We start from the raw sequence: 22,359 nt of genomic DNA, 5'->3' as shown, positions 1-22,359 counted from the left end.
TTATTAAATAACAAAAAGTTATATTTCTTTTTACAATTATTTTTTTGATAACTGAAATGAACTGTTTTAATCTGCGCTCAATGATTTAGTGAGGTCATTTAATGATTTCATGGTTTTTTATCGGACTCATTGTTACGATTTTGCTGACACCTGGTCCAACCAATACATTATTAGCATCTTCGGGCATACAAGTTGGTGTTCGTAAATCGCTGAGTCTGATTCCAGCAGAAGCATTAGGGTATTTTATTTCGATTACCATTTGGGGTGCTTTAATCGGAAGTTTAGCGAAACAATTTCCGATGATTCCGATCATTTTGAAATTATTTAGTGCTGCATTTATTATCTATTTAGCGTTTAAACTTTGGCATAAAGCACAACCACATCAGGATTATACTCAGGCGACCATTAGCGCTAAAGCTTTATTTTGCGCAACCTTGCTCAATCCTAAAGCATTACTTTTCGCTTCGGCTATTTTTCCAAGCTTTGTATGGCATAACCTATCAGCTTATATTTCGCATATGCTGACTTTTTTGATTCTGATTATTCCGATTGCATTTTTCTGGATATTTTTGGGTAAAAAATTAAGCTCAAATAAAATCTCTTGGCTAAATCCTTTTAATATGCAACGCACTGCATCTTTAATATTGGTTGGCTTTTCTGTACCTATTGGTTATTCAGCAATTTTGAGTTTGTAATTGTTAGATGGGTTGAGCACAATCCTGACTTTTACTTGCTTTAACATTTCAATCAATTGCATTTTCAGTTAAAGTACGCTCAGTTATTGAGTTAAGCATTTTGGGAAAAATACATGGCAATTAAGTCTGATCGCTGGATTCGTGAAATGAGCGAAAAACACGGCATGATCGAACCGTATGCTGAAAACCAAGTTCGTTATGATGAAAATGGTGAAAAGCTGATTTCTTACGGTGTGTCTAGCTACGGTTATGATGTTCGTTGCGCACGTGAGTTTAAAGTATTTACCAATGTGCATTCTGCGATTGTGGATCCTAAAAACTTTGATGAAAAAAGCTTCATTGATATTGAGTCTGACGTTTGTATTATTCCGCCGAACTCATTTGCTTTAGCACGTACAGTTGAATATTTCCGAATTCCTCGAAATGTGTTGACGGTATGTTTGGGCAAATCTACCTATGCACGTTGCGGTATTATTGTAAATGTCACTCCTTTAGAACCTGAGTGGGAAGGGCATGTCACCCTTGAGTTTTCAAATACCACGAATTTACCTGCACGGATCTATGCAGGTGAAGGTGTTGCACAAATGCTATTTTTTGAATCTGATGAAGTATGTGAAACTTCATATAAAGATCGTGGTGGTAAATACCAAGGGCAAACAGGTGTTACTTTGCCAAAAGCCTAAACTATTCAATGTGGTACTAAAGATAAGCGAGTGAATTACTCGCTTTTTTATTTTAAATTATTGAAAACAATTTTAAGAATTTTGAAACAATTTTTCCTAAAAAATAAGCTATTCATTTTTATAATAAAAAAATATATATCAGCAGCATTTTATCGGAAATACATTAAACACACGGTATTTTTTTTGCATTTGATAAAATTTTAAGCATAATAGAAAATGAGAATAGGTTGGCAAATTTGGATTTTTGCCGTATTTGGACAAGAGTTATGAATGTTCATTTGTCCAAAAATATGCAGTTTTAGAAAAATAAAATATGGTGCGGAGCATCGTATACATAGGAAGGTCAAAGATGACTAAGCTCGGTTATACGGTAAAGTTTAAAAAAACGGCACTGGCTTCACTGCTAGGACTTAGTTTGTCACAAACGTGTTTTGCCTTAGAAGCATTAACGGATGAAAACTTAAGTGAGTCTACGGGTGAGGGTATTGCTTTTTTACCAGAAAATTTCAAGATGGTTTTTCAAAAAGCTGAAGATAGCGTTGCTGACCCTAAAGCATCATGGGGAGATCGTGCTAAAGATACTGGCTTGATTCGTATTATCCCTGTGGGTCCTTTAACACCTGTTGCTGCCAGTGCAGGTGCGAAAAAAGCCGATATTTTTATATATGGTTTAGCACTATCGCAAGCAGATTTGGATGCGAATTCACGGTTTAATAATGCGGCTGATCCAAGAGATGCCACAAAAAGCGGCGTGAATTTGGGGAGTGAAAATAATCCGTGGATATTGAATGTTGCAACTGCAACAGTACCAGATTTTGCTGGTGTATCGACAACTAATAATTTGAGCTATTTACAATTAGAAGCGCCTTTAGCAACCCAATCACAACCGCTAAGATATGACACAATGAAATTGGGTTTATGGGGAGATTTATTTGCTCGTAACCAAACAGTTGCTTCTCCTGCTTTAAATTTTTTAACGGGTGCGCCATCTACATTGGCAGGCTTGGATGAAAAATTACGTTTTCAAATGATTGCAAACGGTTTATATCTAGATGGCTCAAAATTAAGAGTTTTTCAAACTTTAGGTGGGGCTACAAGCTCTACAGGTGGGATGTCTACCAGTTATAATAAGACTTTGGGCTTGGGTTTATTGCTTCGACTGAATACCCATTATCTATCAGATCTTGGTGGTAATAATGACGATAAAGTCTTAAGAATTAGTACCCAGGAAACTACGGGTACAGTTAAGGATTTAACGACACCAGCTATTAGTGGTACGAGTGCAGCACAATTTCGTGATAAAGAAGGTCTTTATATTTATAGTCCAAACATTAACTTGGTTTTAGGAAGTATTTATCAGCCTTTAATTATTGATACGACAGATGGGCAGAACTTAAGTCTTGAAGTGACTCGTATCCCAAATCAGCCAAATGTTTATAAGAATATTTATACGGATTATTCGGGAGCGGATACCAGTTATAAAGGTTCTACCTGTAATGTGCGTTACTGTGGTTCTGATACAACAAGCATTAATAATATTGCATATCAAGGTTCAAGTGCTACTCACAGTAGTATTGCGATTGGTAAAGTTGGTTTTTCAGCAGATAATAAGTCGTTGATTGCAGATAAAAGTGCCAGTGCTACAGGCATTGTAATGAAAAATGGTACATCTGAGGTAAATTTAGGTTCTGCTGCTATAGATGGTTTACTTATTCAGCATTTTAAAATTTCAACGACAGGTTTATAGGAGCTTAAATATGAAAATGATATTGGGTTCTTTATTGCTTTTGGCATCTTCGGTTCATGCAGGTTTAGTGGGTTTGAATAATGAGCAGTTGGGTGAGATTAATGGTCAAGGTGGTGCTGATTTAAACTGGACATTGTCTTTAAACCATAAGGCAACAACAAATGGTTCACTATCTAATGAATATGAATGTACTGATGCGGTTTATTGTCGTTTGGCGATTTCACCCAGCAACCGCAAAGATGCGAATGGAAATATGTATTGGTTGGTGTTTAAGCAATTACAAGGTACGTTGCAGCTAGAAAAATTTCAACTAGATGGGGTGAGTATCGCAAATGGAACTAAAACAGCTTTACAATTACGTTTTGGTGTAGATGATCAAGGTAATTATTTACAACCACTAAAAATTCGTAACTTCGGTTATGCTGCATTACAAATTGAGAAAGATTCAGGTGCGACACCTACGAATCCTGCTAGTGCTGCAAATAAAGGTTATTTAAATATAAGTAATTATCCAAGTGTGTCTAGTGCTTTTACTTCTGCATTTGATGCAGGTAAAGAAAAGGGTTTTACTGGTTTAAATGTACACGGAAACCTTGCACTTGCAGGAACGTTAAAAGTATTTGGTTGTAATGGTTCTGGTGGATCACGCTGCTAGCGTTTATCAACATTTTATCAAATATATAAATGTCACAGGTAGGGATGAGTGATGAGAAAAAGAATAATACAGTTGAATATTTTAACATTGAGTATTTTATGTGTTCAGCAGAGCTTTGCATTACAAGAGTTGGAAGATAGCTCTCTCAGTCAAATTTCAGGTCAAGACGGTATTAGTTTACAAATCGAAGCAGATCAAGTTGATGTTGGTCAAGTGAACTGGAAAGATAGTACTCAAACATCTGCAGGTACAGATGATGTGCTGAATCTAAGTATGCAAGGTATAAAAACTACTCCTTATGATGGTGCTAGTGGGCTAAGTGCAAAATTTACAGCCGATGTTGGTGGAAAACCAGGTGCAACTGCTGCTGCATCTAATGGACTGCTGTTGAATGCTGTGTTAGGACCAGCAACCATGAATATTGCTAACATATCTGTTTGCTCAAATGCGGCTGGGGGGAGTAGAGGGGCGGATTGTAATAATAGTCCATCATTAGGTGCTTTAACTTTTCAGAATCGTAAAGATTTGACTTTTTCACTAGAAACACAAAGTGGTCTGTTTAATGCAGGTAGCCCTGCATCATTAGGTTTTGGTTTAAAAAATTCTAATATTTTTTATACATTAAATAACGGTAAAAATGCTTCTACTGGTCAGCCTGTATTTAATCAGCTTATATTAAAGGACTTTAATTTTAACTTTTCTGGAAATGGATATTTATATTTAGACCCTACGGATGGTCTAGTATTATCAACCAATAAAAAAGGTGAAACATCCAGTACAAATTCAGTTGTACTGGCTGATGTTGATGATCCTGATTTCTCTGGAAAAAAACAACCTGGTTTAAATGTTGATTTACGTTATAAACAAGGTGTAGGTTCAGAGTACACCGAATATAAAGCTACTGGGTCGGATTTGGATATTTTAAGTTTTGGGCGTTTGGGTGCTTCTGGTATATTAAAAAATGCTTATATCAAGGTAAATGGTACACAACCAAGTGATTTAGGGTCAGCAACTTCTGGTGCTACCAATACAGGAACTGGAAATCTAGCAGGCAAAGGTGGTTTGCATATGCAAATGAAAACCGACTTTGTCAATGATCCACAAACTTATTTCGACTTGGGATTATCTGGTAAGAATGCTTATGCAATTCGTTTTGGAAATTTAACGCCATTACAGATTCGTAAAGATGGTAATTCAACATTGAATTCTGATTTGGCATATATCAATTTTGGTGATGTTTATATCAATGCGGTCCAAACCAATACTGTTAACTTTCCATTAAGTGCAGTCTTAAATAAAGTTTATAGTGGAAGTTTTTCGGACTCAACTTTAAAAACAGTATTGAATTCTTCATCTAGTGCTACACCTGCTAATACATTGCTCGTTGCAATTCGTGGCATGGATTTCCAAGCAGTTGCTCGTCAAGGGGCATTTGTTGCGGATAATAGCGTGACCAACTCAGAAAAAAGTAATGTTGGAACTTGGGGCTTAGGATTACCAATTTATAATTTAAATAGTAATATCGGACTTTATGGTAAGAAAGACCCAAATGATAGACAAGGTCTTGGTTTTGGTCTTTCAATGAGTACAGAAGGTCGTGACAGTACTGGTTCAAAAACAACCTCTATTATGCTGATTGATGGTGCAAATAGTTCTAAAAGTGGTGAAGCAGTAAACTACTATGCCGGATTAAGAAATATTAATTTACTTGCAAATTTAACAGGGACGGTGAATTTACTTGATACTGGTTTATGGTTGAGTGTACCAAAATTGGTGGCAGCTTTAGATGCTGAAGTGGCAATTGGTCAGTTGCCTGGCTCACGTATAGTTTCCGATAACTGTACAGCAAATTGTTTTGTTTCTGGTAATAACTTTAGTACTTATAACGATGTTTTATTTGGAATAGCGGCACGCATTGATGGTAATGCTAGTTTAGTCATAGTTCCTAACTCAGGAAATGGTTTAAATATTTATGGTACTGTAGCGCTGAATTCTGGAAATACGGGTACTGTTCCAAATAACTATCTGCGTATTAGTGATAAACCAGGGAGTGGTCCGTATGACTCTCCATCACAATTAGGTATTGATGGTTTATCGGGAGATTTGCATTTAAATAGTACAGTTAATATGGATGCAAAAACAATTTCTTTAACAAATAATGTTACAGTCAATCCAAGTAAGAATGCTAATAATGTATTGCGAGCAGATGTGAATTTATATCCAAAAGTTAATGCTACAGGTTCAACAATGGCAGCTTTACCTCCACCGCAGCCATTAGGGCAAATAGTCATGACTGGTGGAACGATCCGCAGTAATTTTGGTATCACGCCGCGGTAAATTTTCTATGAATGTCTAGTCCTGAAATAAGTTGACACTTATTTCAACTATAAAACGCCTGATGAACCTCATTGGGCGTTTTATATTCTAAGGCAAAGTGAGGTCGCTTTGTATTGTAAATGTCCACAGACTCAGCAACCATTTTGATTGCTTCTTCAATATCAGTAGGTTTGTGCAGTAAATATTCATTTTTTAAAATACCATTGATTCGTTCAGCTAAAGCATTCTGGTAACAGTCATATCCATCTGTCATTGAACACTGCACTCCATGCTTTTTATGCATGAATTGATATTTCTCAGCACAATATTGAATCCCCCTATCCGAGTGGTGAGTCAGTACAACATCTTGTGATTTACGTTGCTTCAAGGCTTTCTTATATGCCTGTATCACTGAATCAGTTTTTAGATCATTATGAACATGATAGCCCACTATTTTTCTTGAACATGCATCTGTGAATAAACTTAAATATGCTTCACCTGTTTTAGTTGGTAAATAAGTGATGTCTGCAACCCATAACTGTTCAGGTCTCTTTACGATCACTTGATCATTCCCTGCCTTTAAACGGTTAGGATGACAACGAAAGCGATGATGGCTATGAGTTGTCTTGTGATAAGCTCGTTTAGGTTTTACCAATAAGTGATTAAGCCGAAGTAAATCAAATAAATAATCACGACCAATGTGAGTAAGGCTGGTCTGATTCAATAGATATTGCAACTTTCTTGTACCCATACGGGGATGGCACATCCTTTGCATTTTGACTTGCTCTAAGATGATTTGATCTTGTTTAGACCTCACAAGACATCTCGTTGGCATTGTTGGTAATAGGCTTGTCGAGTTATGCCAAGATAACGGCAACATTGCACAATACTTATGCCTAACTCTTTCTTTTCCTTGATGGCTTGCTTCGTGGCTTTTTTACAATACTAACTCCGTAATCTCTTTTTAAGACATCAACAACCGCTTCAAAGAATTCAGCTTTCTGTTGAGTATCACGTAGTTGTTGTTCAAGCTCCTTAATCCGTTGCTCTGGCGTAAGTGGTGTATCAGACATAGTAGTTTGACCTAAATGGTAAGGAGGTGTTCCTTTACTCCAATCTAAATTACCATGCTTACGAAGCCAAACCAAAACGGTAGAGCAACCTTGAATACCATATTTATCCTGTGCTTGCTTATAGGTCAATTCGCCTTTTTCAACTTGGTCAACAACTGACAATTTAAAGGCAAGACTATAATCTCGCTGTGTTCGTTTAAGTAGTGTAGTCATAACACTCTCCATAATTTAACAATGAAAAGTGTCAACTTTATTTAGGATGGGACAGAATTTAATTATAAGCGCTATTGATAGCGCTTTTTTTATAAAAAAATCTACAAGTTGAGTAGGTAGTTATTTTAATATAAGTTTGGAATTTTAATTATTATTTTATGATAATAGCTCTTAAAGTACGAGTAAAAATAATTGTGATTTTAAAGTGAAATATAGCGATTATTATATTTATCAATTTTGTGCTAGTAGCATTAGCATCTTCTTACTTTGGCAGATATAAATTAAACTAGATTTAGCAAATGGGCTCGCAGGGCAAAATATGAGTGGTTATTCATCTACTCAAATTCACCAGTGGTTAAATAGTTATCAACTGCCATTTAACTTAAATAATGTTCATCAATTGGAAGTAGATTCTAAAAACTTTGGAATAGCCTTATCTAAACAGTCTTTGCAATATCCAAATTATGCTTCTGCTGTGAATAAAGGGTGGAGTATGTATTTACCAGATGCCTTTACTCTAAATATCAATGATAAATTAAGTAATTTAGTCAATAATATTTCAAGTTTACCTGATGCACGAAATGGCAACATTACCATGCTTCAAGCGCCATATCGCAACTGTTATGGAAGCTTAACATTCTGTTAATTAAAAATAAAAATAATATACATGTTGTTATGCTATTTTAGTAGATTTTGTGATCTTTATCGGAAATTTAAACAATCAATGTTTATTTTTGTTGTTTTATGTTAATTTTATAAAATGTAAAAAATAAATAATTGTCAAAAGGTTTTGGACGATAAAACAAGGATGGTGATCACATGAGAAGGTTTTCTGTATTATTTATATTTTCAACATTTATATCATTGACTTGTGTTCATGCGACTGACTTGACTGTAAGTGAAGGAACAACCCAAGATTTTATTCAAGCCAATAATATTGCTCCTGATTTAGCTGATGTAAATCTTCAAACGCTAGTGAAAATGAGTGATGATGAACTTTCTGAAGTGCAGGGACAAGCCTTATATTCTTTAAATCGACAAGAGCAAGGTGGATTATCATTCTATACATTAAGTATGGAAGCAAATATTGCCCTAAATGCAAATATGAAATCCCTACAGTTAGGTTGTGGCGGTATAAATGGTAAGGATAAGTGCGATATTGATATTTCTGATGTTTCATTTGGTTGTATCGCAAATTCATCAGGAACTTGTATCACCTTGCCTAAAACTGATGTACGTCAGCCCAATGGCGCAGTTCAGGAAACAACTTTAGGTGATCAAGCTCAATCACAGATGAAAGATTTTAATTTAACAAATCCATTTTTCCAGTTTGCAATCAAAAATGCAGATAACGCATCTACTCGTGAAGTTGTAGGAGTTCGAATTGGGGCAGCCCAAGTTGAAGGTCCTCTAAGTTTCGGAAACTTAGCTACTTTTAGTGGATATTTAACAGGTTTTGCTGATTTAGAAATGCAAGGACAGGGAGATATGCCTGGAAATTTACCAAATAATTTAGAGGATGTCGCTGTAACCTGTAAATCCCCAGGATTATGTCCTGATATAAATGGTCAAAGTTCATATCAGGGAATGGCAGATTATAGATATTTAGGTTTAGATAATGCAACAGAATGTATTTTGATTGTTGCTTGTGCTCAGTTTAAACAACTTACGATCAAATTTGCTGGGGTAAAAAGAACGAATTTACCTGTTACGGTTTCTGGAAATCGTCAATCACAAGCTTTTGTATTAAATGCTAATTTGGGAATGGGATCTGGGGGGGTTGTCAAGTCAATTACAGATTCAATGCAAATATCTAGAACAACTAATGTTTTTGGATCAGGTTTGTTAAACTTAGTATTAGGGCTTATTAAAACAAGTGCGGGAAATAAAATTACTAGCCAGTTAGCAGAAGGTTTAAATACTTCAGTCACAAGTTTAAATAATAATACATATCAATTGCCATATAATTTGAGTAATGTACATCAACTAGAAGTAAAATCTGATGTTTTTGGCTTGTCTTTACAAAAGCAAAGTATTCAATATCCAGGATATCAAGCGCCTGTAACTGCGGGTTGGGCAATGTATATTCCAAATGGATTTAAATTAAATATCTCTGATAGAACAACTACTTTTGTACAAAATATTGTTAATAGTAACGATGCTAGAAATGGTAATGCGGTGCTATTACAGGCACCCTACCGTAACTGCTATGGAACCCTTAGATTTTGTTAATGTTAATATTGATTGGAATTTTTTTAAGCACCATTTATGGTGCTTTTTTTATGTCATTTATCTGAAAAACATAATTACTATAAATTTTTATGGTAATTTTATTATGTAGAAAATCTAACATAATTGCTCAAAAATGAGAAATGTAAAACAAAAATGAAAGGATTGATAAGCTCATGAAAAAACTATCTATTTTCATGTTGTCTATGTTTGCATCTTTAACTTATGCAAACCAAGTAGAAAATTCTGTTGATTCAAATCATCAAAATACACAATTAGTTCAAATGACGGATGAGGAATTATCTGCAACGCAAGGACAAGCTTTGTACAATCTGACCAGAACAGATAGTTCTAGCCAAGGTCTTAGTTTTTACAGATTAGGAATGGAGGCTGAAATTGCGATTAATGCGAATATTAAAAAATTACAGCTTGGTTGTGGTGGATCTAAAGGTGCGGGTTGCGATATTGATATCGATAATGTTGCATTAACAGGTATAAATCCAGTGAACGGAGAATATGCAGCAAGCGATGCAATTTTAAAGAATCCATTTATCGAGTTTGCTGTAAAAAATGCAGATAGTAGTGCAACTCGAGAAATATCAGGTTTTCGTTTTGGTTCACTAGAAGCATTAGGAAAGCTATCTTTAGGCTCAAATAATAATACATCCAATATTTCTGATGATACGGGAATTAATTCAATTTCAGGTGATCTTGCTATCAATTTAACTGGTGGTAAGATTACAAATATTGGTGTATGTGTTTTAGGGTGTCTTTTGGGTGGGGTTTCAGCTACAGCAACAGTTGACGATACAAGGATTCCATTGGTATTAAATAGGACTTCTGTTGTTAGTGATATTGGTCCATTAACAGCCCGAGCGAGTGTACCATTATTATTAGGGCTTACTTTGACTCTTACTAATGTTCATCTTGTAGATCAGCCTGCAAGAGCAATTCATGAGATTTTGTTGCAGGATGGAAATGGTAATGGAACAAAAGATTTCTCTTTAAGTTTACAAAAGCAAGATATTTATTGGCCTTCTATTGCAAAAGGAGGCTTTAGGAATATTGCGGCGCAAAAAGGTTGGTGGTTAGCCTTGCCAGAAGTATCTATTAAAAACCCTGTAATTACTCAAAAAATTGAGATACCTTTAACAACAGCAATTGGTAATATTGCATTTAGTTCTCCAATTAATATTCAGGGAATTGACTTTGGACAAAGTCCTGCAAAAAATTGCTACGGCTCTCTTAAATTCTGTTGATTTCTTAAATATCTGAATATGAAAAATCCCGCATTCAACGGGATTTTTTATTCTCATTTAAAATTATTTTGCAATTTTTGCCAAGAGTTCCTCTTTGGAAAGATTGACCGATTCAGCATCACGGCGACCTTTATATTCAAAAGTTCCAGCGTCTAAACCTTTTTCACCGATCACGATACGATGCGGAATTCCTGTAAGCTCTAAGTCAGAGAATTTTACCCCTGGACGCTCATTGCGATCATCAAGTAACACATCAAAGCCAGCAGCCTGTAACTCAGCATATAAAGCTTCAGCAGCCTCTAAAGTACGAGGAGACTTATGCGCGTTCATTGGCACAATTGCAACTACAAAAGGTGCAATCGCAGCAGGCCAAATGATACCTTTGTCATCAAAATTTTGCTCAATCGCAGAAGCGACAACACGAGTTACCCCGATACCATAACAGCCCATTGTCACTACCAATGGTTTGCCATCCTCACCTAAAACTTTACAGCCAAGTGCTTCAGAGTATTTTTGACCAAGTTGGAAAATATGACCGACTTCAATACCACGTTTGATGAGGATTGTACCTTTACCATCTGGAGATGGATCACCTTCAACCACATTGCGTAAATCAGACACTTCAGTGAATTGTGCATCACGTTCCCAGTTTAAACCAGTTACGTGTTTGTCCACTGCGTTGGCACCAGCAACAAAGTCTGAAAGCACAGAAGCAGCACGGTCTACAATTACGGTTAAACCTTTTTCAACCAAACCTTGAGGGCCGCAGAATCCTGCTGTTAAACCATTTTCTTGAAGTTGGGCTTCAGTTGCAAATGTTAAAGGTGCTGCGATCAAAGGGTGTTTTTCTGCTTTGATTTCATTGAGTTCATGATCTCCACGAAGGAATAGTGCCACCACAGGCACATGACCTTTGTCATCAGCAATACCTTGTACGAGCAACGCTTTGACTGAATGCGCAGGATCAGTTCCTAAGAAAGCAGAAACATCATCAATCGTTTTTTGGTTTGGTGTATCTACGATTTTTAATTCTTGTGTCGGTGCAGCTCGCTCACCTACAAGTACCGCTTCTGCCATTTCAACGTTAGCAGCATAATCCGACTCTGTAGAGAAAGCGATATCGTCCTCACCACTTGATGCGAGTACGTGGAACTCATGAGAACCTGAACCACCGATTGAACCAGTATCTGCTTGAACAGGGCGGAAGTTTAAACCTAAACGTGTGAAAATTTTACAATAGGCATCGTACATCACGTCATAGGTTTCTTGTAAAGAAGCTTGATCGACATGGAAAGAATAGGCATCTTTCATGATGAATTCACGTGAACGCATCACACCAAAACGTGGGCGGATTTCATCACGGAATTTGGTTTGTATTTGATAAAAGTTTGCAGGAAGTTGCTTATAACTTTTCAGTTCATTACGTGCTAAATCAGTAATGACTTCTTCATGTGTTGGACCTAAAACAAAATCATTATTGTGACGATCTTTAAAGCGTAACAGTTCAGGACCATATTGGATATAGCGACCCGACTCTTCCCACAATGCTGCAGGCTGAGTAACTGGCATTAACACTTCTAAAGAGCCTGCACGATTCATTTCCTCACGAACAATCGCTTCAACTTTATTGAGCACACGTACACCCATCGGCAACCAAGTGTATAAACCTGAAGCCAATTTACGAATCATTCCCGCACGTAACATAAGCTGATGTGAAATAACCTCAGCATCGTTTGGGGTTTCTCTTAACGTTGCAAATAAAAAGCGACTCGCGCGCATGGAAACTATCCTAAAATTTTAAGCATTAAAAGGCAGATTATACGATAAAACCCACAAGGGGACATTTGATTATGTGCTTTTACAAAAAAATTATTCAAAGAAATAAGAAGGGAAGGCTTTAAATCTTTAAAGTGTTTGTGTGAAAGGTTTATAGCTAGATTAGTAAATGCTTAACTTTATTAGGTGAAAATAACCAAGACATTATTCATTCCATCGCTTGTAAACGCTGAATAATGTTGTTGTAGTAAGTTTGCGTATTCTGATAACTTTTCTGCAAATTCTCAATATTGTTTTTGGTTTGAGCAATTCGATCACTGTTGTATTTAAGCGATTGTTTTAACTCAAAAGGCACGGTTGAGCCTTTGCGAAAATGTTCCATTTCCTGTCTTTTTAATAACAAACGATCACTCTGTAATTGTTTTACTTGGGCTTGTTGTAGAGAAATTTGCTTTTTAATGCTAGCAAGTTGTTCATTGCGTTTATTGATAGCAACTGAGCTATTGCCATAAGCACGCTTTAGGCGAGCGTCTTGCTCATATTGTTTGGCTTGGGCTGCACGTACCGTAGATTGTTGAGCATCTTTTTCAGCATCATAGGGTTTATTTCGACGAATGACCTGCATGTTGGCATCTAGAGCGTCGTAGCCATGACGAATATGTGCAGGAGTGACCGTACTGCTGATATTTGCTACACCTTTATCATAATAACGATACCAAACGGCTTTAGGCTGCGCATCAGCAGCCATGCTTGTTGAGAGCATGATGAAATTTAATCCGCCCATAAAACAAGTTTTGCAAAACATTTTAAAATATTTTGCAAATTTTAAATGCTTTGAAACCGTTTGTAGCATTCTTTTCCCCAAATAAAACTGCAACATTAATTTAATAATTTTTATAGCATAGATAAATAGTTTACAGATTAATCATGCATTTTAAAAATATAAGTTGCTTTATCAACTATAAATTGACACTTATTGGTGATTTGTAGCGTATTTCAGCACCAATCCGAAGTTTCTGTGAAATCGAGATTGATAAATAGCGCAAATCTATGTTAAATAGGATTGATAAATTAAATTTGAAAAATAAATGTATTCGGAGTCTCAACAACTCTGACGTTATGGGGAAGGGCATTAGATGGAAGAAAAATTCCAAAATTTAAAAGTCATGGTCATTGATGATTCCAAGACGATTCGTCGCACGGCTGAAACGCTGTTACAACGTGAAGGATGTGATGTCATCACTGCGGTAGATGGTTTTGAAGCACTTTCAAAAATTGCTGATGCGAATCCTGATATCGTCTTTGTTGATATTATGATGCCACGATTGGATGGTTATCAAACCTGTGCACTCATTAAAAACTCTCAAAATTACCAAAATATTCCTGTGATTATGCTATCGAGTAAAGATGGTTTGTTTGATCAGGCGAAAGGTAAAGTTGTAGGTTCTGACGAGTATTTGACTAAGCCGTTCAGTAAAGATGAATTATTAAATGCTATTCGGAAACATGTTTAAGATTAAATTCTGAATGGGGGAATAAAATGACACGAATTCTAATTGTTGATGACTCTCCTACAGAGATGTATCGTTTCAAAGAAATCTTAAGTAAACACGGTTATGATGTTCTAGAAGCCAATAATGGTGCAGATGGGGTAACTTTAGCGCAAGCTGAACAGCCAGATTTGGTTTTAATGGATGTGGTGATGCCTGGGGTAAATGGTTTTCAGGCAACTCGACAGATTGCACGTGGTGCTACAACCAAACATATTCCTGTTGTTATTGTAAGTACTAAAGATCAAGACACAGACCGTGTTTGGGGAAAACGCCAAGGGGCTTGTGATTACTTAACTAAACCTATTGATGAGAATGTTTTAATCAATGTGATTAAACAACATCTCACTGCGGGATAATTATGGCAGCAAATGGATTTATCGAATTACTTCGATTATCAAAACGTGGAAATCAAAACTACGTTGATAAAGAAAGTGAAGTAAATAGATGGTCAGGCATTGCATTTGAAATGATGGGGCAATATTTTGTTGCTCCACTAGGTGAAGTCACCGAAGTAATTTATCCACCCAAATGTACCTCAGTTCCAAATGTGCAAAACTGGGTGAAAGGATTAGCAAATATTCGGGGGCGTTTACTGTCTGTTTCGGATTTGACATATTTTATTTCTGGACAAAGAAGTCAGTTTACACCAACACAAAAAGTTTTATGCATCAGCCATAATGATCATTATGTGGGGTTGATTGTAGATCAGGTTTTGGGGATTCAACATTTTAATAAGAAAGGTTTTTTTTCAGAAAATAACAATTTAGAGAAAAAACTACAAACCTACTGTCAAGGGTATTTCCAACAGCATAATCGTGCATGGAATATATTCTTATTTAGTCAGTTGTTGAAAGATCCTAAGTACATGAATGCATCGGAAAAATTTATATAAACGAATTTCTACGCTTAATGTTAAGTTACGCGTTTCGGGGAGAAGCTGAATGGGCTTTAAGCTAAAAAAGAAAAACACATCTGAAAACACGCAGAAGAACAATCCTGCTGCAGCATCTAAGTTGCAAGCACGATTGGATCAGTTTTCTAAGTTATTTGGTGAAAGCGATAAATCCAAGCCGTATATTATTGCAGCTTTTGTAACGATGGTAGTTGCTGTCATTTGTTTGCTTACATTGTTATATAGTGTTCCACGAAACAACGACTTAACACGTAGTATTGGTGAGTTAAAACTACTTTCACAAACGATGTCACGCCAAGCAACTGAAGCTACAGCCTCAGGTAAAGAAGAGGCGATTAAAGAACTTGTTGCTTCACAAAAGAAATTTGATGAAAACTTGGAAACAGTGAAAGATATTCACTCATCAAATGCAGAAATGGAAAAAGTTGAGAAATTATGGTTTGATGTATCTAATGATATTACTTTGATTGCATCAGAACAAAAAGTAATTAATAAGTTGTATGATACTAACTTAACCATGAGTGAGGCTATTCCAGGGATTCAGGCAGAATACAACCTGATGGTCAATCAAATGACCAGCGAAAATATGCCGAGTTCTCAGGTGGTTATCGCAAAAAACCAAGTATTCATTGCTGAACGTATTTTACGTTCTATTTCTTCAGTATTGAGTGGTTCTGAAAATGCGAGTGCAATGGCAGATGACTTTAATGCTGATACTGATACTTTTGGTGCATATCTAGAAGCTCAACTCAACGGAAATACAGAGCTTGGTGTTGCTCGTATTGATCAACCGTCTATGCGTGAGTCATTAGAAAGTATTAAAACTGATTATAATGATGTGTTAAAAACAGCATCAAATAACATTTCACAAAACTCAGCAAAAATTGTCAAAGTACGTCAAGCATCTAGTGATATTTTTACAAAATCTGATCAACTTTTAAAAGATTTAAATAATTTAAGTGGTAGTTCAAGTGTATTGAGTTTCATACTCGGTGCAATCTTGTTAATTGCGTTAGGCGTTTTCTTATTCTCTGTATTTAAACTTTTAACATTGCGTAGTGCTGCTGATAAAGTTCGTGTAACACGCTTACAAGATGAATATGACCGTAACCAAAATGCGATTTTACGATTACTGGATGAAATTGCGGACTTGGCAGATGGTGACTTAAGTTCGTATGCAACAGTATCGGAAGATTTTACGGGAGCAATTGCCGATTCGATTAACTTTGCGATCGACCAGTTACGTGATCTGGTATCTCGAATCAATGAAACTTCTCAAGAAGTTGCAAGCTATACCCAAAATACACAGTCTATTACTAACCAGCTTGCAGAAGCATCTGAGCATCAGGCGCAAGAAATTGCTGGTGCTTCTTCAGCAATTAATGAAATTGCACAATCTATTGAACACGTATCTGCCAATGCAACCGAATCAGCAGACGTAGCACAACGTTCTGTACAAATTGCATCAAATGGTGCTGAGGTGGTAAACCGTTCTATCGAAGGTATGGATACTATTCGTGAGCAAATTCAAGAAACATCTAAACGTATTAAACGTTTGGGTGAGTCTTCACAAGAGATTGGTAACATTGTCTCATTGATTAACGATATTGCCGACCAAACGAATATCTTGGCATTAAATGCTGCGATTCAAGCATCGATGGCAGGTGAAGCAGGTCGAGGCTTTGCGGTGGTAGCCGATGAGGTACAGCGTCTCGCTGAACGTTCAGCATCAGCAACCAAGCAGATTGAAACATTGGTAAAAACTATTCAAACCGATACCAACGAAGCTGTTATCTCAATGGAGCAAACGACTTCTGAGGTTGTTCGTGGTGCTAACTTGGCAAAAGATGCTGGTGTTGCCTTGGATGAGATTCAAAACGTATCAAGTAATTTGGCGAAATTGATTGAAAACATCTCTGAATCTGCCAAATTGCAGTCAGCTTCAGCAGGTCATATTGCGAATACGATGAACGTTGTACAAGAGATTACCTCTCAAACTACAACTGCAACGTTCGATACTGCACGTTCGGTATCTGAGTTGGCAAATATGGCAGATTCATTACGTCAATCTGTATCTGACTTTAAATTACCAGAGCAATAAATCAGTGATCATCAAGGGATATCTAACTTAGATATTCCTTGATGGTATTAATGACGCTTAGATCACTTAATTTGACTCAAACTAAGATGTTGATAGGTTTTAGTCCCTCAAAGGAACTAGTATAGAAGCCTGAGCTATGAAAAAAATATTAAAAGATTTAGTGGAAAACATAAATCTTCCCGAAGATGAGTTTGTGGATCAGGATCCAGAAATTTTAGAAATTTTCGTGGAAGAAGTTGAAGAGATTATTGAAAATATACAGCCATTATTAAATCAATGGTTAAATGATCCTTCAGATGCAGAACTTTTGACGGTGATTCGCCGCAACTTCCATACCTTAAAAGGTTCTGGTCGTATGGTTGGAGCAAAGTCGTCAGGTGAGTTGGCTTGGGCTGTGGAAGACACTTTAAATCGTGTTATTTCAAAAAGTATTGATTTAACTTCTTCGATCCAACGCTATGTAAATGCAGTATTTAATATTTATAAATTTAAACTGTATACTGACTTTGCAAAAGTACAAGCACATCAATTAGATTTACGACCATTGGTTTTGTTGGGACAGCAGTTTCAACAAAATTTAAGTATTGAGCCTGCGCTTGAAGAGTTATTGGTACTTTCAGAGCAGTTAAATAGTCCTGATGTGATCACGGGCTTAGAAGATTCAGCAGATACTATTATTGATGTATCTGAAATTGAAGTTGCTCAAGTCGAAGAGCTTCCGGCTTCAAGTGAAGATGTAATTGCACCAGCAGCAGTTACCCCTCCTATCCAACCCGAAGTTGTGCCGATGCCTACTTCACGTGATGAGAATAAGGAGGCGGTTGAAGAAGCTGAGGATCGTCGATTTCTGGCCGAGACTATTGCAATCTTTATTGAAGAGTCTGAAGAACATTTGGCGGCAATTGACACGTTCTTAAGCCTCGAAAAACATACTTCGGACCATTATAATCGACTCATTCGTGCATTACATACGCTTCGTGGTAGCTCTGCGATGGCGCATGTGGATGATGTGTTCCATGCCAGTAGTAAAGTTGAGCAGTTGTTTAAAGTCTTGTTGAAAGATGATACACAACACAGTACCAATGAAAATGCTCTATTGACGCATTATACTGAATTTGTTCGTGATTATTTACATACTCTGACTCAGAACAATGCTACTGAGCAACAAGCCATTTATCAAAAGTTTAATGATGCTTGGGAACGTTATGATTTCCAAACTGAATGTTTAGAGCCAAATGAACAGCAGCAAGATTTAATCTCACAATTGGTGGATTTAAACATCGAACATTTGTTAGATGCTGAGTTTGATTTTGATCAAAGAGCTAAAACAGATTATCCAGAATATTTTGAAAGTTTATTGCAAGAAGCCAACGTATTAATTGAACATACAGATAATCGGGCTGCTCAAGGTATTCATGATATTAGTTTGGCTTTAAAAACAGCATATGAGCATATTTTAGCTGAAAAAAATCTATTAAATACAGATTATGCTTTTGAGTTGTTTAATCAGGCACATCAAGAGTTTATTCATTTATTCGATGCCTTAGCATCAGGGCAACGTGTTGTATTATCAGAGCATAGTAAACAAATTTTAGAACAATTACATGATTATGTAACACAAGATCTAGAGTTGTTGGCTGCTGAAACTGAAACAAATATTGCGCTTGAATCTGTTGAACAGCCAGTAGAGCAAGCAGTAGAGGCTGAGTTTAATAGTAATCAAATCTATACATTGATTATAAAAGATCAGCAATATCTTCATTCGGCTGAAAGTTTTAAAGACTTTGATGCGGAAGTTTTGGATATTTTCCTTGAGGAAGCTGATGAGCTTTTGGTGGGAATCGATCAAGATTTATCAGCTTGGTTTGCTGATACTGAAAATCTAACTTCATTAAATAATTTGATGCGTTATTTGCACACTTTAAAAGGTGGTGCAAATATGGTGCAGGCAGAACATATTGGTTCGATTGCCCACCATTTAGAATCTATTTATGAGCGAATTATTAAGCAGCAAATCACAGTCAATACGGGTTTGATGCAAACTATTCGTATGATTCAGGATGAGATTGCAGAGCGTATTCAAGTTATTCGTGAGCAAGGTATTGATTATCCTGCAACGCATGTCATCGAAATTTTGCAGGCGATTGAAAAGCAACAGCCGATTGACAGTGTTCTTAGTGCAGCTCCAACAATAGAAGAATCAATTGTGGAGCAAGCAGAATCTGTTGAAATCGAGCAACCGATACCTTCTGAAACTGCTCAAGATACTCTAAGTTCATCTGAAACAGTTTCAAGTGCTGAAGATGAAATGAGCGATGAGCAGATTGCTGAAAGCATTGCCCAAGAAGCTTTTACGGAAGAAGCTGATGAATTGTTAATTCGTGCCAATGAGATTCTAGGCAAATGGTTTGATGAGCGCAGTAATCGTAGTTTGTTATTACAATTACAACGTATTGCCCATACCTTAAAAGGTGGGGCAAAAATGGTTAATAATACGCAAGTTTCTGAAATTGCGTATGAATTAGAAAATACATTTGAACGTTTTGGTTTACATAACTTTAACTCAAATGCTTATGATCAGCTGATTTTAAAAGCTTTTAATTGGTTGAAAAATGCAATTTTATTAAATGAATATACGCATTTTGATTCAATTAAATCGAGTTTGAAAAATATTCAGTATGTAGATGTTTCTGCTCAATTGCCTGAAAAACTGACCAGTGGAGATGTTCTTTGGGATAACCAAGCTGTTGAGTTTATTCAAGGTGATGGTAGTGAACCGCCATCTATGTTGGGTGAGTGGGGACAAGTTGAATTCAATGAAAACAATAATGAGATGATTCGTATCTCGGCAGATTTAATAGAAAAAATGATTGATTTGTCGGGTGAAAACTCCATTAACCGTTCTCGTATTGAGATGGATTTGGGGCAGTTTGGTAATACTTTGGTGGAAATGGAGCTGGCAATAAAACGTCTGGCTGACCAATTACGCCGAATGGAAGGGGAGTTAGAATCCCAAATTATTGCAAAACATGGCGATTCAAATTCACGTTATGCTGATTTTGACCCACTCGAAATGGATCAATATTCATCATTAAATCAACTGTCTAAATCACTCGCAGAGTCTGCATCAGACTTGGTGGATTTCAAAACAACTCTTGCAGAAAAAATTCGAGACACAGAAGGCTTATTACTTCAACAAGCACGTATTCAAGCTGAAATTCAAGAAGGTTTAATGCGTACTCGTTTGGTGCCATTTACCCGTTTATTACCACGCTTGCAACGCTTAGTGCGTCAAACTTCTTCGACTTTGAATCGACCAACCGAGCTGATTGTTCATAATACAGAAGGTGAGTTGGATCGAAATATTCTTGAAAAGTTAATGTCGCCTTTAGAGCATATGCTACGAAATGCAGTTGACCACGGTATCGAAGAAACTGAAATACGTCAGCGTTTAAATAAACCATTGACGGGGCGTATTGAGTTAAATATTAGCCGTCAAGGTACGGATGTACTGGTTGAATTTAAAGACGATGGTAAGGGTATTGATCCAAAAGTGATTAAAGCCAAAGCATTGCAAAAAGGTTTAATTCAGCAAGAGCAAAATCTCACTGATGAAGAAATTTTGCAATATATTTTCCATCATGGTTTCAGTACAGCGCAGCAAGTTACGCAAATTTCAGGACGTGGTGTTGGATTAGATGTTGTACAAAGTGAAATTAAATCACTTGGTGGTCAAGTCAGTGTTTCTTCGATATTAGGTCAAGGCTCTACATTTACTATTCGTGTACCAACAACAGTAGCAGTTAGTGATGCCTTGATGGTGAAAGCGGGCGATCAGCAATTTGCTGTACCATTATCGCAAATTGATCGTATCGTACGAATTGCACCGAGTACATTGGAAGAGTATTTCAATAGTCAAAAACAAGATTTTGTTATTGACCAACAACCGTATAACTTACGCTATTTGTCAGAGTTTGTTGCACACCAAGCTATGCCTCGTTTTTCAGGCATTGCACACTCCTTACCAGTATTGTTGATTAAAAATAATACGGGTAAAAACACAGCATTGTTAGTGGATCAATTGATTGGTTCACGTTCACAAATTGTGGTGAAACCAATCGGTAAGCAATTTACATCAATTGGTGCTGTAGCTGGTGCGACGATTTTAGGTGATGGTCAAGTTTGTTTGATCTTGGATGCGCAGAATATCGCTCGTCAAACTTTAAGTAGCAAACGACAAGTGGCTAAAGATCAACGTGAGTTAACACGTAATCGTGACCAACGTCATTTAGTCATGATTGTCGATGACTCGGTGACTGTACGTAAAGTAACTTCTCGCTTGCTTGAGCGTCACAATTTTGATGTGATCACAGCAAAAGACGGTGTAGATGCGATTGAACAATTGGAAAATGTCAAACCTGACTTGATGTTGCTTGATATTGAAATGCCACGAATGGATGGTTTTGAGGTAACCAATTGGATACGTCACCATGAAATCCATCAGGATTTACCAATTATCATGATTACCTCTAGAACAGGGGAAAAACATCGTGAACGCGCATTTAGTTTAGGTGTAACTAACTATATGGGTAAACCATTCCAAGAAGCTGATTTATTAGAAAATATTCAGAATTTATTGGTTGCACAATAAGGAGTGATGATGTCTCAAAATGGAAAAGGTTCGATTTTAGATCAAACCAATACACAGGAACTTCAACATCTCATTACGGTGTCTACAGGTTTTATCGATGCATATATTATTGATTGTTATGATAAAGCAGCGATGTTACTGCCACAAAACATTGTGATATCTGCACTCGATAGCCCAACACAAGTAAAAACAGTGGAATGGCATGATCACAAATTGCCTGCTTTTCGAGTCAGTGATCCGAATACAACCTTAGGTGTTGCCTTGGTGGTTGAAGGGGAATCAGCAAATGAGCGTTTTGCATTATTATGTAATGAAATGCCACGTTCGATTCGTTTGCGTATTTCTGAGGTTGTGGATGAAGAAAACCAATCTAAAGATGAAACAATCTTATATATGGTACGGGTCGGCGATGAAAAATTTCATGTCCCTAATTTAGCTAAAATTCAACAAACATTAGGTTTAACGGCCTAAGCTGATAAAATAAGGAATGTCTAG

The 22,359-nt window shown here is 36.6% G+C and carries 16 protein-coding genes and 1 pseudogene; 14 read left to right on the top strand and 3 right to left on the bottom strand.

What is annotated here, in order from left to right; all coding sequences use genetic code 11:
- Window positions 1-101 precede the first annotated feature (101 nt).
- The 5 genes from HUS24_RS14920 to HUS24_RS14900 all read left to right on the top strand — a co-directional run bounded on the left by HUS24_RS14920 (window position 102) and on the right by HUS24_RS14900 (window position 6,117).
- Window positions 102-695: a LysE family translocator gene (locus HUS24_RS14920; RefSeq protein ID WP_173912755.1), complete on the top strand. Its 594-nt coding sequence runs from the start codon at window positions 102-104 to the stop codon at window positions 693-695.
- A 113-nt stretch (window positions 696-808) separates the two neighbouring features.
- Complete coding sequence (dcd, locus tag HUS24_RS14915; protein WP_173912754.1) at window positions 809-1,378, top strand: dCTP deaminase; 570 nt, start codon at window positions 809-811, stop codon at window positions 1,376-1,378.
- Window positions 1,379-1,727: 349 nt separating this feature from the next.
- Window positions 1,728-3,125 carry a hypothetical protein gene (locus HUS24_RS14910; protein ID WP_173912753.1) on the top strand — a complete coding sequence of 466 codons (1,398 nt, stop codon included), beginning with the start codon at window positions 1,728-1,730 and terminating at the stop codon, window positions 3,123-3,125.
- 10 nt (window positions 3,126-3,135) lie between these two features.
- Window positions 3,136-3,780, top strand: coding sequence for a hypothetical protein (locus HUS24_RS14905; protein WP_173912752.1), 645 nt, complete (start codon window positions 3,136-3,138; stop codon window positions 3,778-3,780).
- Between the two features lie 51 nt (window positions 3,781-3,831).
- Entirely contained in the window at window positions 3,832-6,117 is a 2,286-nt protein-coding gene (locus tag HUS24_RS14900) for a DUF6160 family protein (RefSeq protein WP_173912751.1), read from the top strand.
- Window positions 6,118-6,160: 43 nt separating this feature from the next.
- On the opposite strand, the pseudogene HUS24_RS14895 reads toward HUS24_RS14900, so the two are convergent.
- Window positions 6,161-7,382: pseudogene (locus HUS24_RS14895) on the bottom strand (IS3 family transposase).
- 319 nt (window positions 7,383-7,701) lie between these two features.
- On the opposite strand from HUS24_RS14895, the gene HUS24_RS14890 reads away from it, so the two are divergent.
- The 3 genes from HUS24_RS14890 to HUS24_RS14880 all read left to right on the top strand — a co-directional run bounded on the left by HUS24_RS14890 (window position 7,702) and on the right by HUS24_RS14880 (window position 10,870).
- Window positions 7,702-8,028, top strand: coding sequence for a hypothetical protein (locus tag HUS24_RS14890; protein ID WP_173912750.1), 327 nt, complete (start codon window positions 7,702-7,704; stop codon window positions 8,026-8,028).
- Window positions 8,029-8,270: 242 nt separating this feature from the next.
- Window positions 8,271-9,614: a hypothetical protein gene (locus HUS24_RS14885; protein ID WP_173912749.1), complete on the top strand. Its 1,344-nt coding sequence runs from the start codon at window positions 8,271-8,273 to the stop codon at window positions 9,612-9,614.
- Between the two features lie 173 nt (window positions 9,615-9,787).
- Window positions 9,788-10,870, top strand: a complete 1,083-nt coding sequence (locus HUS24_RS14880) for a hypothetical protein (protein WP_173912748.1) — start codon at window positions 9,788-9,790, stop codon at window positions 10,868-10,870.
- 63 nt (window positions 10,871-10,933) lie between these two features.
- On the opposite strand, the gene HUS24_RS14875 is transcribed toward HUS24_RS14880, so the two are convergent.
- Entirely contained in the window at window positions 10,934-12,649 is a 1,716-nt protein-coding gene (locus tag HUS24_RS14875; protein WP_173912747.1) for a proline--tRNA ligase, read from the bottom strand.
- 205 nt (window positions 12,650-12,854) lie between these two features.
- Entirely contained in the window at window positions 12,855-13,430 is a 576-nt protein-coding gene (locus HUS24_RS14870; protein WP_173912846.1) for a hypothetical protein, read from the bottom strand.
- 352 nt (window positions 13,431-13,782) lie between these two features.
- Here HUS24_RS14870 and pilG point away from each other — a divergent pair, with 352 nt between their 5' ends.
- The 6 genes from pilG (at window position 13,783) to HUS24_RS14840 (ending at window position 22,335) form a co-directional block, all read left to right on the top strand.
- On the top strand, window positions 13,783-14,160 hold the full coding sequence (gene pilG / locus HUS24_RS14865) for a twitching motility response regulator PilG (RefSeq protein WP_173912746.1): 378 nt from the start codon (window positions 13,783-13,785) through the stop codon (window positions 14,158-14,160).
- A gap of 26 nt (window positions 14,161-14,186) precedes the next feature.
- Window positions 14,187-14,555, top strand: a complete 369-nt coding sequence (locus HUS24_RS14860) for a response regulator (RefSeq protein WP_065994145.1) — start codon at window positions 14,187-14,189, stop codon at window positions 14,553-14,555.
- A 2-nt stretch (window positions 14,556-14,557) separates the two neighbouring features.
- Window positions 14,558-15,091, top strand: coding sequence for a chemotaxis protein CheW (locus tag HUS24_RS14855; protein WP_173912745.1), 534 nt, complete (start codon window positions 14,558-14,560; stop codon window positions 15,089-15,091).
- A 49-nt stretch (window positions 15,092-15,140) separates the two neighbouring features.
- Window positions 15,141-17,213: a methyl-accepting chemotaxis protein gene (locus HUS24_RS14850; protein ID WP_173912744.1), complete on the top strand. Its 2,073-nt coding sequence runs from the start codon at window positions 15,141-15,143 to the stop codon at window positions 17,211-17,213.
- A 136-nt stretch (window positions 17,214-17,349) separates the two neighbouring features.
- On the top strand, window positions 17,350-21,864 hold the full coding sequence (locus tag HUS24_RS14845; RefSeq protein WP_173912743.1) for an Hpt domain-containing protein: 4,515 nt from the start codon (window positions 17,350-17,352) through the stop codon (window positions 21,862-21,864).
- Window positions 21,865-21,873: 9 nt separating this feature from the next.
- The gene (locus tag HUS24_RS14840; protein ID WP_173912845.1) at window positions 21,874-22,335 is read left to right on the top strand and encodes a hypothetical protein; all 462 of its coding nucleotides are present in this window, start codon (window positions 21,874-21,876) and stop codon (window positions 22,333-22,335) included.
- The last annotated feature ends 24 nt before the right edge of the window (window positions 22,336-22,359 follow it).

Source organism: Acinetobacter sp. Marseille-Q1618 (assembly GCF_902809855.1).
In the GTDB taxonomy this organism is placed as follows: Bacteria; Pseudomonadota; Gammaproteobacteria; order Pseudomonadales; family Moraxellaceae; genus Acinetobacter.
This window is presented reverse-complemented; position numbering and strand designations above follow the sequence as displayed.

Bases quoted from the DNA above. Each gene is read 5' to 3' on its own strand.
- HUS24_RS14920 (WP_173912755.1), top strand. From the start codon at position 102: ATGATTTCATGGTTTTTTATCGGACTCATTGTTACGATTTTGCTGACA.
- dcd (WP_173912754.1), top strand. From the start codon at position 809: ATGGCAATTAAGTCTGATCGCTGGATTCGTGAAATGAGCGAAAAACAC.
- HUS24_RS14910 (WP_173912753.1), top strand. From the start codon at position 1,728: ATGACTAAGCTCGGTTATACGGTAAAGTTTAAAAAAACGGCACTGGCT.
- HUS24_RS14905 (WP_173912752.1), top strand. From the start codon at position 3,136: ATGAAAATGATATTGGGTTCTTTATTGCTTTTGGCATCTTCGGTTCAT.
- HUS24_RS14900 (WP_173912751.1), top strand. From the start codon at position 3,832: ATGAGAAAAAGAATAATACAGTTGAATATTTTAACATTGAGTATTTTA.
- HUS24_RS14890 (WP_173912750.1), top strand. From the start codon at position 7,702: ATGAGTGGTTATTCATCTACTCAAATTCACCAGTGGTTAAATAGTTAT.
- HUS24_RS14880 (WP_173912748.1), top strand. From the start codon at position 9,788: ATGAAAAAACTATCTATTTTCATGTTGTCTATGTTTGCATCTTTAACT.
- HUS24_RS14875 (WP_173912747.1), bottom strand. From the start codon at position 12,649: ATGCGCGCGAGTCGCTTTTTATTTGCAACGTTAAGAGAAACCCCAAAC.
- HUS24_RS14870 (WP_173912846.1), bottom strand. From the start codon at position 13,430: ATGGGCGGATTAAATTTCATCATGCTCTCAACAAGCATGGCTGCTGAT.
- pilG (WP_173912746.1), top strand. From the start codon at position 13,783: ATGGAAGAAAAATTCCAAAATTTAAAAGTCATGGTCATTGATGATTCC.
- HUS24_RS14860 (WP_065994145.1), top strand. From the start codon at position 14,187: ATGACACGAATTCTAATTGTTGATGACTCTCCTACAGAGATGTATCGT.
- HUS24_RS14855 (WP_173912745.1), top strand. From the start codon at position 14,558: ATGGCAGCAAATGGATTTATCGAATTACTTCGATTATCAAAACGTGGA.
- HUS24_RS14850 (WP_173912744.1), top strand. From the start codon at position 15,141: ATGGGCTTTAAGCTAAAAAAGAAAAACACATCTGAAAACACGCAGAAG.
- HUS24_RS14845 (WP_173912743.1), top strand. From the start codon at position 17,350: ATGAAAAAAATATTAAAAGATTTAGTGGAAAACATAAATCTTCCCGAA.
- HUS24_RS14840 (WP_173912845.1), top strand. From the start codon at position 21,874: ATGTCTCAAAATGGAAAAGGTTCGATTTTAGATCAAACCAATACACAG.